General features: G+C 37.3%; 8 protein-coding genes. All 8 read right to left on the bottom strand.

Going from position 1 to position 14,735, the window contains the following annotated elements:
- Positions 1-270: 270 nt before the first annotated feature.
- Positions 271-3,555 (bottom strand): amidohydrolase family protein, encoded by a 3,285-nt coding sequence (locus EKL99_RS09410; RefSeq protein ID WP_126576837.1) that lies wholly within the window; start codon positions 3,553-3,555, stop codon positions 271-273.
- Between the two features lie 152 nt (positions 3,556-3,707).
- Positions 3,708-5,513, bottom strand: coding sequence for an acyl-CoA dehydrogenase family protein (locus EKL99_RS09405; RefSeq protein ID WP_126556028.1), 1,806 nt, complete (start codon positions 5,511-5,513; stop codon positions 3,708-3,710).
- Between the two features lie 147 nt (positions 5,514-5,660).
- Positions 5,661-6,842 carry an acetyl-CoA C-acyltransferase gene (locus EKL99_RS09400; RefSeq protein ID WP_126460675.1) on the bottom strand — a complete coding sequence of 394 codons (1,182 nt, stop codon included), beginning with the start codon at positions 6,840-6,842 and terminating at the stop codon, positions 5,661-5,663.
- A gap of 92 nt (positions 6,843-6,934) precedes the next feature.
- Positions 6,935-9,325 carry a 3-hydroxyacyl-CoA dehydrogenase/enoyl-CoA hydratase family protein gene (locus EKL99_RS09395; protein WP_126568312.1) on the bottom strand — a complete coding sequence of 797 codons (2,391 nt, stop codon included), beginning with the start codon at positions 9,323-9,325 and terminating at the stop codon, positions 6,935-6,937.
- A gap of 43 nt (positions 9,326-9,368) precedes the next feature.
- Positions 9,369-9,878, bottom strand: a complete 510-nt coding sequence (locus EKL99_RS09390; RefSeq protein WP_231507419.1) for a MarR family winged helix-turn-helix transcriptional regulator — start codon at positions 9,876-9,878, stop codon at positions 9,369-9,371.
- Positions 9,879-10,281: 403 nt separating this feature from the next.
- A complete protein-coding gene (locus EKL99_RS09385) occupies positions 10,282-11,334 on the bottom strand; it encodes a proline iminopeptidase-family hydrolase (protein WP_126515481.1) in 1,053 nt (350 codons plus the stop codon).
- A 5-nt stretch (positions 11,335-11,339) separates the two neighbouring features.
- Positions 11,340-13,115, bottom strand: a complete 1,776-nt coding sequence (locus tag EKL99_RS09380; protein ID WP_126460681.1) for a long-chain fatty acid--CoA ligase — start codon at positions 13,113-13,115, stop codon at positions 11,340-11,342.
- A gap of 750 nt (positions 13,116-13,865) precedes the next feature.
- The gene (locus EKL99_RS09375) at positions 13,866-14,636 is read right to left on the bottom strand and encodes a dienelactone hydrolase family protein (RefSeq protein ID WP_126576836.1); all 771 of its coding nucleotides are present in this window, start codon (positions 14,634-14,636) and stop codon (positions 13,866-13,868) included.
- Positions 14,637-14,735: the final 99 nt, after the last annotated feature.

Raw genomic sequence — 14,735 nt, 5'->3', positions numbered from 1 at the left:
TTAAATAGGGATTAAATATTTGTATAAAAATAATCATTAATAGACCGACTTGGGTTAATAAAGACTTAAAATTTGATTTGTTTTACCTACAATGATATTTTGAATATCTATTTTTTTTACGGAAATTATATAAATTTCATTTTGAATTGGCATATCCTGAAATTAACAAGTATTTAAAAATGAAGTAATTAGTTGCTTTTTTAACAAGTTGAATTTAAACTAAAAAAACCATTCGTTTTGCGAATGGTTTTTTTAGTTTAAAATTAATTCTTAGTTGTGGCTAAAGCCAGAACTACAACATTGTTGATGCATAAAGCTATTGGACTCCTCATGCCATGGGAAATTAGCATTGTATGCGTTGTTTTCCCAATAAAAATTTTCTCTTTTTTTAGGTTCGTTACCTATTTCATTCATTGTTTCGGATTCGTACATTCGGCCATTTGCGATGGTATACAATAACGTATTGGAGTTTTGGATATTTTCTAATGGGTTTTTATCCAAAACTAAAATGTCAGCCAATTTTCCGGTTTCTAATGAACCAATGTCTTTTCCGGCTCCGATATAATTGGCTGCATTAATGGTGGCTGTTTTCAAACTTTCTAAATTGCTCATTCCACCTTGCTGTATACTCCATAATTCCCAGTGTGCTCCCATTCCTTGCAACTGTCCGTGTGCTCCCATATTGACTTTTACGCCATTGTCAGCAAGCGTTTTTACGGTTTTAGATGTCAAAATATGATCGTTTTCATACTCTTCATCAGGAGCCATCATGCGGTATCTCGAGCGGGAATCAATTACTGCCCTTGGGGTGAATTGGAGTAGTTTTTTGTTTTCCCAAACATTCGTTTTTTGATACCAATAATATTCGGCATTCAATCCGCCATAATTTACAATTAGGGTAGGAGTATATCCTACTTTACTTGTACCCCAAAGTTCGAGTACATCTTTATAAACGGGTGCCACCGGTATATTATGCTCCACTCCGGTATGACCGTCAATCACCATGGTCATGTTAGTAAAGAATGTCGAGCCGCCTTCTGGTACCACATTAATTTCTTCTTCTCTGGCCGCTTGCAATACCTGTTGACGTTGGTCACGTCTTGGTTGATTATAGCTTTTTACAGAAAGTGCTCCAAAAACTTTGGTCCGTTTTACTGCAAAACGAGCGTCATCAATAGTATTGACAATTGCTTTAAAGTCTCCTTCAGCACCGTACAAAATAAATCCGGTTGAATATATTCGGGGTCCTACAATGGCACCACTTTTTACCATTTCCGAAAGGGTAAAAATAGATTCCGTGTTAGAAGACGGATCATGCGATGTCGTTACTCCAAAGGCTAAATTTGCATAGAAAGGCCAATTTTGTTGGGTGGTTAATCCATAACGAAAAGCACCTACATGGGCATGAGCATCTACCATTCCGGGCATAATAGTTTTACCAGTCAGGTCATAAACCATAGCCGTTTCAGGAATACGAATGTCACTTGCATTACCAATGGCCTCAATCCGATTTTCATTGATTATTATACTACCGTTTTCAATCACTTTGTCGCCGTCCATAGTGATGATACGAGCATTCGTCAGGGCAATTCTGCCTTTTGGTTTATCAACTTTTGATTTTAAATCTATTTTAATACCTATATCAGATGGTTTTTCAACTTTTTCAGGTGAATCCGGTAAAAAAGTAAATCTGTTTTTTACGGCATTCGAAAAATAAGTATTGCCTAACATCCACATCACGTTTTTGCTATTGGGAGACCAATGTAAATTAATTCCAGCCTCTTTTGACAATTCTGACACAGGTACATTCGTAGTTTTTTCGTCCAAATCTACTTCTTGGCCGTTGATGTTTAATGGAGCCACATAAGCTTTGTGTAAATGGGTGAAAGCGATCCACTGATTGTCTGGACTTGGCACCAATCGGTTAGCATATTTGGATTTAATATGGGTGCGTTCTTCTTTTCCGTTAAGGTCAACACTTTTGAGTTCTTTGGTTAAATCCCCAAAAAAGACTCCCCCAGTTTGGAAGAAAATACGATTTCCTTCTTTAGTAAACACAGGATATTCTCCTTTTGAGGTAATAAATTTTGATTTGCCACCTGTAACATTCATGGTGTAAATCCCTGGTTTTTTTGAAAAAGCAAAACCTTGATCCATATTTCCGCCTTCCTTGAAGTAGACAATTGTTTTTTGGTCAGGAGAGAGACTTGGTGTTCTGTAAATTCCTTTTTCAGAGGTTAATTTAACAGATTTTTTACTTTCTAAATTAATTTTTCTGATAGCGCCTAAATTTGTGTCGTTCCAACTAACATAAATTATCTCTTTACCATTAGCGGTAAAAGTAGGTTCTGCTTCAAAATCAGTATCTGTAGTCAATCGTTTTGGACTTCCATTAGGCAAGCTTTTAGTCCATAAATATCCTAAAGCTCTAAAGACTACTGTTTTTCCATCGGGAGCGGTTACAGCATCACGGATCATTTTTACTGTAAAGTCATTGTCAGTTATTGGAGTATCAGAATGTACCCGATCTGCAATGTCAATAGCGACATCGGCTGTGAAAGGAATCTGTGTTACCTGATTTGTTTTTGTATTTATTTTTTGAATTTTACCTCCGGTCCAAATTATAATATCCTCATTGTTGGGCATCCAATTGAAATTAGGATACACACCAAACAAAGCCCAAGCGGCTTGTTGATCTTTGTTAAGTTTATCATAAACGGGACCTTCTTCACCTGTTTCTAAATTATGAACATACAAAACCGTTGCGGTACGCACTCGTTTTACATACGCTAACAGTTTACCATCTCTTGAAATTTGTGGTCGAGCGGCGCCTCCCGGACCACCCGTAATTTTTTCTGTTTCTCCCGTTTCAAAATCATAGCGATTGATAGCATAGATTTCACTGTTAGGATCTTTATTGTATTTGAAATAACCACCGGGAGAAACGTCTTCACTGTAATACATGTATTTGCCATCAGGAGAAATTACAGGTTCGTTAACATCTTGCTGGTCGTTTTTTCGTTTGGTCAATTGTACGCCACTACCACCGCTAATGTGGTATTGCCACATTTCACCAGCGCCAAGAGAACGGCTTGATGTAAAGTGTTTTCTTGCTACCAGATAATTGCCGTTGGGCATCCAAGTCGCATTGTTCAGTAGTTGAAAATTTTCCTTAGTGATTTGTTTCACTTCACTTCCATCGGCTTTCATGAACCAAATATTATCGCCACCACCAGCATCGCTAGTGAACGAAATGTGTTTTCCGTCAGGACTGAATCTGGGTTGTACTTCAAAAGGAATACCGGAACGAAGTATTTTTGCTGTTCCGCCTGTTATAGGCATTTGGTAAATATCTCCCAAGAGATCAAAAACGATAGTTTTCCCGTCTGGACTCACATCGAGGTTCATCCAAGTTCCTTCGGATGTGGTAAATTTATGGGCCTTGTAATTGAATTCTTTTCCAGGTTTTGCGACATCCCATTTCGGCTTTTCCTGTCCATAAATGGTGGAAATAAAAGAAAATGCGAGTAGAAATAAGCTTGTTTTTTTATTCATTAAAAAGAAATTAAATAGTGATAGAGGATAAATATAGGTAATAAAATGAAGTAGTTTGTATTTCTATTTATATCTTATTGCTATAAAAGCAAAAAACCACCCGCAGTTGCGAGTGGTTTTTGTATCAATTAAAGCAGTATTTTTTTTTGTAATTAAAAACAATATTCATTTTCAGCTACTAATTTAACCGTTATTGTTTCTCTTAATCCTACAACATTTGGCATATTTGTATATTTAGTAAAACGACGTAGTCCCATCAACATCATACGTTGTTCATCGCCTTCAGCAAAGGAAATAACACTTTCTTTTCCTTTTTGAGTAACAATATCTACGGCTTTATACAAGTATAATTTGGCCATTGCAATTTGCTCTTGTACTTTAGTTTCTCCTTCTTTTTTGGCTAACTTCTCCGTTCTAAGGATTGTGCTTTCAGCCATATAGATTTCGATTAAAATATCTGAAGCGGCCATCAATAACTGTTGGTGTGCATCTAAATCCGGACCGTATTTTTGAACAGCTCCACCGGCTACCATTAAGAATGCTTTTTTTAATTTGCCAATCATTTCTTTTTCTTCTGCAAACAATTCAGAATAATCAGGGGTTTCAAAAGAAGGAATTCCCATTAATTCTTCTTGTACTTTTGATGCAGGTCCAAGTAAATCAACGTGACCTTTCATCGCTTTTTTAATCAGCATCCCTACTGAAAGCATTCTGTTGATTTCGTTAGTTCCTTCGTAAATACGGGCAATTCTGGCATCTCTCCAAGCACTTTCCATCGGAGTGTCCTCAGAGAATCCCATTCCGCCAAAAATTTGAATTCCTTCATCAGCACAATTTTGTACATCTTCAGAAACGGCTACTTTAAGGATTGAACATTCAATAGCATATTCTTCAACGCCTTTCAATTCTGCTTCCTGATGTGAAACTCCTTCGGCTTCACGAGCTATAATTCTGTCTTCAATATCTTTTGCAGCGCGGTAGGAAGCGCTTTCTCCAGCGTAACAACTTGTAGCCATTTCTGCTAGTTTTGCACGGATAGCACCAAACTGAGAAATTGCAGTATTGAACTGGATTCTTTCATTAGCATATTTCACTGAACCTGAAATAACTCTGCGCTGTGCATCCAAACAAGCAGCTGCTAATTTGATGCGACCTACATTCAAAGCGTTCATGGCAATTTTGAAACCGTTTCCTCTTTCGGACAACATGTTTTCTACAGGAACTTTTGTTTCATTAAAGAAAACCTGACGCGTAGAGGAAGCACGTATTCCTAATTTATGCTCTTCTTCGCCCATTGATATTCCGTTATCAGCTGTGTTTTCTAGGATAAAACCAGTGATATTTTTATCATCACCAATACGGGCAAAAACGATAAACAATGAACAAAATCCAGCGTTTGAAATCCACATTTTTTGTCCTGTGATTTTGTAATGTGTACCATCTTCTGATAAAACAGCTTTTGTTTTTCCAGAATTAGCATCAGATCCTGCGCCTGGCTCTGTTAAACAATAGGCTCCAAACCATTCGCCAGAAGCTAATTTAGGAACGTATTTTTGCTTTTGTTCTTCTGTTCCGTACAAAGTTATTGGCATAGTCCCAATTCCGGTATGTGCTCCAAAAGCAGTTGAAAATGAACCTGTTGCTCCCGAAATATAATCACAAACCAACATTGTTGATACAAATCCCATTCCTAATCCACCATAAGCTTCAGGTACAGCAACTCCTAAAAGTCCTAAGTCCCCAGCTTTTTTCATGGTTTCTTGTGTATACGCATAATCCTTTTTCTCAAAACGATCTTTGTGTGCCCACAATTCTTTATCTACAAATTCTTTTACAGAGTCACGCATCATTAATTGCTCTTCTGAAAAATCTTCTGGTGTAAAGATATCTTCGCACTTTGTTTGTTTAACTAAAAACTGACCGCCACGGGTTACGTTTTTTTCAATTGTATCTGCCATTTCTTGTTATTTTAAATGATGAATTTTATTTATAAATTGAATTGTCAATATTGTCATTCCAAACAAGGAGGAATCTCAGTAGCTAATTCTGCATTAATAGTAAAGATTCCTTCTTTGTCGGAATGACAAACGGATGGAAATCTTTGACTACAAAAGTTCGTAAACCCCAGCAGTTCCTTGTCCAGTTCCCACACACATACTCACAATTCCGTATTTGTTGCCTCTTTTTTTCATTTCGTCGAAGAGTTGAACAGACAGTTTTGCTCCGGTACAGCCCAGTGGATGTCCCATTGCAATTGCTCCACCGTTGACGTTTACGATATCAGGATTCAATCCTAATTCACGAATTACGGCTAACGATTGTGATGCAAAAGCTTCGTTTAATTCAATTAAATCAACATCATTTAATGTTAATCCTGCTTGTTTCAATGCTTTTGGAATCGCTTTTACCGGGCCAATTCCCATTAATCTTGGTTCTACTCCTGCCGAAGCGAAGTTCACCAAACGAGCAATAGGAGTAAGGTTCAGTTCCTTAACCATTTCTTCGCTCATGATTAGAACAAAAGCGGCTCCGTCACTCATTTGAGAAGAATTCCCGGCAGTTACACTTCCGCCTTCTTCAAAAACAGGACGTAAACCAGCCAAAGCTTCTACTGAAGTTCCAGCTCTCGGGCCTTCATCTTTATTTACGATATAGGATTTGGTTTCTTTTTTACCATTTTCATTGATAAATGTTTGTTCTACCGTAATAGGAACAATTTGTTTGTCAAATTTGCCTTCGGCTTGTGCTTTAAGAGCTTTCAGGTGTGAGTTGTAAGCAAACTCATCTTGGTCTGCACGAGACACATTGAATTGTTTGGCAACAGCTTCTGCAGTTAGCCCCATTCCCCAATAGTAATCTTCGTTCCCCGCTTTTGCAACAGCATAATCCGGAGTTGGTTTGTACCCTCCCATTGGAATAAAACTCATGCTCTCGGCACCACCGGCAATAATACAATCTGCCATTCCCGATTGAATTTTGGCTGTAGCCATACCAATTGTTTCTAATCCTGACGCGCAATAACGGTTTACGGTTACACCTGGTACATCTTCGATTTTCAATCCCATTAAGGAAATTAATCGTCCCACGTTTAGTCCTTGTTCTGCTTCTGGCATGGCATTTCCTACCATCACGTCATCGATACGTTTTTTGTCAAAATCAGGCAACTCATTCATCATAAACTGAATGGTTTCTGCTGCCAATTCATCAGGACGTTTAAATCTAAACACGCCTTTTGGGGCTTTCCCCACGGCTGTTCTGTATGCTTTTACTATATAGGCTGTTTTCATTTTTTTTTTTTTAAGAGTTGAGAATATAGAGAATAAATAATAGACTTTAAATTTTGTTTTTAATCTATATTCTATTCTCCTTGTTCTATTTTCTAATTGCGTAACGGTTTCCCTTTGGTTAACATAAACTGGATTCTTTCTAATGTTTTTCTTTCTGTACAAAGAGATAAGAATGCTTCACGTTCCAGATCCAATAAATATTGTTCGGTTACTAAAGTTGGTTCTGATAAATCTCCACCAGCCATAACATAAGCTAGTTTGTTAGCGATTTTCTTGTCGTGTTCCGAGATGTATTTTCCGGCTTCCATTTGGTCTGTTCCTACTAAGAACATTCCCAAAGCTTGTTTTCCAAGAACTTTTACGTCGCTTCTGCGAATTGGTTGTGTGTAACCTGCTTCTGCCATTAATAAAGCGTGTTTCTTTGCTTCAGCAATCTGACGGTCTTTATTCACAACGATGATATCTTTTCCGTGTTGTAAAAGTCCGGTATCAAAAGCTTCGTAACCTGAAGTAGATACTTTTGCCATAGCGATCGTCAAGAAATATTCTTGCAATACGTTCAACTCCACATCATTTTTATGGAATAAATCTGCAGCACGCAATGCCATCTCTTTAGATCCGCCACCGCCAGGAATAACTCCAACGCCAAATTCTACTAATCCCATATACGTTTCGGCTGCAGCAACAACTTTATCAGCGTGTAAGCTCATTTCGCAACCACCGCCAAAAGTCATTCCGTGTGGCGCAACCACAACTGGAATTCCGGAGTAGCGCACGCGCATCATTGTGTCTTGGAACATTTTGATGGCCATATTCAGCTCGTCGTATTCTTGCTCGACGGCCATCATGAAAATCATTCCTATGTTAGCACCCACAGAGAAATTCGCTGCCTGATTTCCAATAACCAATCCTTGATATTCTTTTTCAGATAAGTCAATCGCTTTGTTGATCGCCTGTAAAACATCGCCACCAATCGTATTCATTTTAGACTGGAATTCTAAGTTCAAAATTCCATCTCCTAAATCTTGAATAATAGCGCCGCTATTGCTCCACACTTTTTTGCTTTCGCGTATGTTGTTCAGGATAATAAAGGCATCCTGACCAGGAACCTTAGTTGCAGATTTTGTTGGAATATCATAAAAATAAGTAGCACCTTCTTTTATTGAATAGAAACTTTTAGTTCCATTAACAAGCATATCAGTTACCCAAGCAGCTGGTTCAAGGCCTTCCGCTTTCATCATTTCGATTCCTTTGGCAACACCAATGGCGTCCCAAATTTCGAAAGGACCATTTTCCCATCCAAAACCGGCTTTCATGGCATCGTCAATCTTGTATAATTCATCTGAAATTTCAGGAATTCTGTTGGAAACGTAAGCAAACATTCCCGCAAAACTTTTACGGTAAAATTCGCCTGCTTTATCTTTTCCTTTTACCAAAACTTTAAAACGGTCAATAGGTTTATCAATCGTTTTTGTCAGTTCTAAAGTGGCGAAAGACGCTCTTTTAGCCGGACGATATTCTAAAGTATCTAAATCCAATGATAAAATATCCTTGTCTACTTTTTTATAAAAACCTTGACCAGTTTTGCTTCCCAACCATTTGTTCTCCATCATTTTGTTGACAAAATCCGGCAATTTAAACAAATCGTGTTGCTCGTCATTCGGACAATTTTCGTAGATTCCGTTGGCAACGTGCACCAAAGTATCCAATCCAACTACGTCAACAGTTCTGAAAGTAGCTGATTTTGGTCTTCCAATAACTGGACCGGTCAATTTATCCACTTCTTCAATCGTCAATCCCATTTCTTTAACTAAATGAAACAAACTTTGAATCCCATAAATCCCGATTCGGTTTCCAATAAACGCTGGAGTATCTTTGGCCACGACCGAAGTTTTACCCAAGAATTTGGATCCATAATCCGTAAGAAAATCCAAAACTTCCGATGCTGTGTGCGGGCCAGGAATGATTTCGAATAATTTCAAATAACGCGCAGGGTTAAAAAAGTGTGTCCCGCAGAAATGCTTTTGGAAATCGTCGCTTCGTCCTTCACTCATAAAGTGAATTGGAATTCCAGATGTGTTTGAAGTTACTAGAGTTCCCGGTTTTCTGAATTTTTCAATTTGTTCAAAAACCATTTTCTTGATGTCTAACCGTTCTACAACAACTTCAATAATCCAATCCACAGTAGCGATTTTCGCCATGTCATCTGTGGTATTTCCAGTAGTAATTCTGCTGGCAAATTTTGGATTGTAAATAGGAGAGGGTTTCGATTTCAGGGAATTGGCCAAATGCTCATTTACCAATCGGTTTCTAACGATTTTGCTTTCTAAAGTCAGTCCTTTTTTAGCTTCCGCTTCGGTAAGTTCTCTTGGAACAATATCTAATAACAGAACTTCAACTCCAATGTTAGCAAAATGACAAGCAATTCCTGAACCCATAATTCCGGATCCAATCACTGCAACTTTTTTAATTGTGCGTTTCATATAAATAATATTTGATTTTCATTAGAAAATGACAGCGCTATTTTTATTGAAGGATTTCAATTTTGGCGGTGTCATTCGCTGTTTTTTCAGTTTGTTCCGCCAGTTCGCTGGCGCTCGTGTGCGTAAATATATTTTTCTCTTGAATTAATTCATTGATGGCTTCTGCAACTTCAATAAAGTGCTGCAGTTTCTCTTCCGAAATAGTTTGTTTCACCGTTTCATTGAATTTCAACACCGTATTTTTTGACAATTCTCTTTTTTCTTTACCAAAATCCGTGAGGTAAATCAATACTCCACGGCCATCCACTGGATTTTTCTTGCGAATAATCAAGCCTTTTTCCTCCATAGATTTAAGGGTTCTGGTTAAGCTGGTAGCTTCCATTCCCATTTTTGGTCCTAATGAGGTCGATGGCGTCCCACCTTCCTTATCAATACTCAATAAAGCGAACCCAGTAGCCATGCTCGCATCGTATTTCGAAGCTTCTTCATTATACATTCTGGCCACTGCTTGCCAGGTGGCACGTAAAATATAATCTATCGTTTTATCTTTCATAAGTAACTATATCGTTTTCAAATATAATAAAAAATACTATGCACGCATAATATATTAAAACATTTTTTTGTTAAAAAGCATTAAATATAAAAAATCTCCACTGAAATAGAGGAGATTATACTCTTTTTTTAAGAGTAATTAATTTTTTGGTCGTATCCCTGCGTAAAAACTCCGGGTCGGGCTGTACGTTGTATCCACGCTAAAAAGCGTGGGATGCCACTTCCATCCCTTACGCAAATCCTGCTGAGGAGAATGATTGGGGATTTTAATTTAATTGTTGGGATTATGGATTTACGTAATAAGTAGTTTACTATCGTTAAATTTGATTTTTGAGTTTATTGTTCTCGACTAAAAACCAAAAAACCACGAAAATCAATTCGTGGTTTTTTATAGTATCTTTTATTTAACCCTTCTTAAACTCCCCTTTATCCACATCTTTCAAGAACTTAATCACACCCGGAAAATAGGTTTTTGGGTCATCGTATTGTGAAAGGTGACTTCCGTTAGGACAAAACAAGAAACGTCCGTTTTGGACTTCGTTAGCAATCCATTTCATGTGTTCGGGATCCATAGTATCGTATTTAGAACCAATACTCAAGGTTGGAACAGTAAGGGTTTTTAGTCTGGCTTTGACATCCCAATTTTTAAGGGAGGCATTTCCAGTGATGCCAAATTCACTGTGGCCTTGCATAAAAACATATACATTAGGATTAATGTGCTTGAAACATCTGTTGATGGATTCTGGCCATTTTTCGAGTGGCATTCTCAAAATATGTTCCGTGTAGTAATGTTTGAACAGTAATTCGCTGTATTTTGGATTATCAAAATCATTATTTTTTTCGATATCCTGTAATTGCTTTAGGATTTTAGAATCCATTTGCGGTGCCAGAACGTCTTTTGCGTAAGCGTTATATTCCTGAGCACTCGCCATCATATTTGAGATAATTAATCCTTTCAGGTTTTTTTGGTATTTCAAAGCGTATTCCATTGCTAGGATTCCGCCCCAAGATTGTCCCATCAGGTAAAAATTAGAACTGTCCAAGCCTAATGCGATGCGCACTTGCTCGACTTCCTCCACAAAACGTTCATTGGTCCACAAACTGTTGTCGTTGGGTTGGTCGCTGTAATACGAGCCTAACTGATCGTAATAAATGTATTCAATGCTTTCGTTGGGAAAATAACCGTCAAAGGCCTCGTATAATTCATGGGTCAAACCTGGACCGCCGTGTAGCAACAACACCTTTATTTTAGGATTATTGCCCACTCGTTTGGTCCAGACTTTAAACGTGCCTTTTGGCGTATGAATCGGAATCATTTTGATGCCGCCTGTGAGTTGGTCGTCCCGTTTGGAGAAATCTAAATAATTTGCTTTTATGGAATCTTCCTTTGGTTTTTCCTGACAATTAGAAAAAAAGAACACACTGACAACGGAGTAAATCAAGACTTTTAGTTTCATAACGGCTAGTTGTAGATTTTATGGAATAAATCAATGTATTTTTCCATTACTATTTTTCGTTTTAGTTTCAGGGTTGGCGTAAGCTGTCCACCTTCCACAGACCATAAATCCGGCGTTAGCTCAAAACGTTTTATCTTCTCCCAATTTCCAAATTTTTCGTTCAGATTGTCAATTTCCAATTGGATTCTTTCGATTACTTTTTCGTTGGCAATTATTTCTTCATTGCTTTTTCCTATGTTGATTCCGTGGATAACGGCCCATTCTTTGATGAAATCAAAACTCGGCTGAATAAAGGCAGCCGGCATTTTTTGACCGTCACCAATAACCATAATTTGTTCAATGAAACGCGATTGTTTCATCGTATTTTCGATTAATTGTGGGGCAATATATTTACCACCTGAGGTTTTGAACATTTCTTTCTTACGATCCGTGATTTTTAAGAATCCGTCTTCGTCAAAAATTCCAATATCACCAGTGTGAAAATAGCCGTCAGTTATTACTTCATTGGTCAATTTCTCATCTTTGTAATAGCCCATCATTACGTTTGGTCCTTTACAAAGGATTTCGCCGTCTTCAGCAATTAACACTTCCACATTATCAATTACTTTACCCACCGTTCCCACTCTGAAACCACCATTTCTAATATCATTTACAGAGATTACCGGAGAGGTCTCGGTCAATCCGTAGCCTTCCATAACTGGGATTTCGGCAGCGGCAAAAATGCGGGCTAGTCTTGGTTGCAAAGCAGCGCTTCCGGAAACCATTAAATCGAGGTTTCCACCCAAACCTTCCTTCCATTTACTAAAAATCAGTTTGCGGGCAATTTTGAGTTGTAATTCATACCAAAAACCATTTTTGCCATACGGCTCATAGATTAAACCTAAGTCAATCGCCCAAAAAAATAGTTTCTTTTTGACACCGGTTAACTCCGTTCCTTTAGCGTATATTTTATCGTATACTTTCTCTAAAAGTCTCGGAACGGCAGTAATTACTGTTGGTCTTACTTCTTTTAGATTGTCACTAATTTTATCAATTGATTCGCCAAAATATACTGAAACTCCGTAATATTGGTATAAATACAAAATCATTCTTTCAAAAATATGGCAAATAGGAAGGAAGCTTAAAGCACGGCTTTTTCCGGCTTCAAACGGAATTCTCGAAGCACTGTCTAAAACATTCGATACAATGTTTTTATGCGAAAGCATGACTCCTTTTGGTCTTCCCGTTGTTCCGGAAGTATAGATTATTGTGGCTAAATCTTCAGTTTTTACGTTATTTTTGCGTTGTTCCACTTCGTTTTGGTTTCCGTTGTCTACGCCAAGAATCAGTAATTCATTCCAGTTGGTGCAACCTTCTATTTCGTTGAAGGAATATACTTCTTTGAGTGTAGGAACTTTATGTTTGATGAGGTTTACTTTTCGAAGCACTTCGGCATCCGATACGAAACAGTACATAGAACCGGAATGGTTCAGAATATATTCGTAATCTTCTTCTGAAATGGTAGGATAAATGGGAACGGTTTGTGCGCCGGTTTGCAACACACCAATATCCATAATATTCCATTCGGTTCTGTTATTAGAAGAGATGATAGCAATTTTATCGTCTTTTTGAACACCCATTCGGAGTAGTGCTCTCGAAACGGCATTGGCTTTAGCGATATATTCCTGTGTAGATGTTTTGATCCAAACTCCATTTTGCTTTGTTGTTAAAGCATCCGGAATGGAATTGTATTTTTCTTGCTGATAATAAGGGAAATCAAAAAGGCGGGTGATATTTGTCATTATAGAAAATATTGGATTTGATTGCAAATTAAAAAAAAAATAAGGATAAATTTTAAAAATTAGAAATTATATCGCAAAATTATGAAAGGATTGTTACTATTTAACGAAATCGTTTTCATGAAGTAAAATTTTAGTGTAGGATTATAATAAAAAAGCGTGTACGGCCGTGCGAGATTTTCCGGCTTCGTACCCTTTTCAATGTGCCGTTAAACTTTAGTGCCTAGTCACTAATGTGAACTATAAAGTTTTTGTAACACAGTTATATAATCTATTCTGTAAAAAATCTTAAAGAAATTTTTAATGATCCGCATTATAAATATTATAATTTGTGTCTTAATTTAAGTATGTACTCGTTGCAAACGAGCACCAAAGAACATGGATAAACGAGCGCCAGTGAGGAAAAGCGTTCACTAGATCATTAGTATTTACAGAGAATCGTTGACGCAGTTTTGAAAACCGTATCAATTCCAATTAGCCACTAAAATAAATCTAATAAAACCAATTCTAATTCATTTTCTAATCCGGTCTTCGGTTTTTAGGGCTTTATTCTTAGCAGACATTTTTTGTTTTAAAAACAGCAAAAAGCCCTGAATTGCTCATAGTTTTTTGCATTGTTTGCTCTCTGTTGTGGGCACAGTTTGTAAAACTGCGCTAACGATTGTGGTATATTAGCGCGGTCAGGTACATTTTAATTTATAAAATTAACAAAAAATTGGAACGTATACTTTTTTTGAAAAAAAAAATTCTAAATTATTTTAAAACTTCTTTTAAGAAAGAATTCATGCGCTCCCAAGAACGTATAGCAGCTTTTTCGTTATACGCTGCTCCTTTTGAATTATCATTACCAGCTTCAATTTCAGTAAAGGCATGTACGGAATTTGCATAATAAATCATTTCCCATTCTGCTTTTGTATCTCTCATTTCTTGTTGAAAGGACGATACTTCCGTTGCTGGCACATAGGTGTCGTCAGCACCATGTAAAACCAGGATTTCAGCCGTGATTGGATTATTTACCCTTGCGGCATCATGTCCTAAACCTCCGTGAAAAGAAACTGCACCTTGAATTTTCATTCCCGCTCTTGCGGCTTCCAGTGCTCCTGTTCCGCCAAAACAATAGCCTATTACTACGATATTGGCAGGATTTGCGCCTGCTTTTACTAATTGGTCTAAAGCAAGTTGAATGCGTCTTTGATAATCAGCTACATTTTTTTTGTAAAAACCAGCTTGCTTTCCGGCTTCTTGTGTGGTTCCGGGATAATTCCCTTGGCCATAAATATCTGCTACAAATGCATAATAGCCCATGCTTGAAAGTCTCTCAGCAGATTGTTTTGAATGTGTATCGATTCCTTTCCAAGCGGGAAGGATTAAAATTCCGGGTTTTGTTTTGCTTCCTTTTTTAGGTGCAATAGACAAGCCATTTAATTGTTGGTTTCCATCCGTGTATTTGACGGATTTTAATTGTGCAAATGTGTCATTGGAAAACAAAAAGAATCCTAAAAAGGCAAAGAAAATATTTTTCATATTAGATATTTTTATTTTTACAAATGTTTCAATCAATTTATCCTAAAACTAAGACTTTGATTTTTTAATTGATGATGTAATTTTTAATTCTTATGGCAT

This window comes from Flavobacterium sp. ZB4P23 (genome assembly GCF_003970375.1).
In the GTDB taxonomy this organism is placed as follows: domain Bacteria; phylum Bacteroidota; class Bacteroidia; order Flavobacteriales; family Flavobacteriaceae; genus Flavobacterium.
Note: the sequence above shows the minus strand (reverse complement) of the source record. Positions and strands in the feature narration are given on the sequence as shown.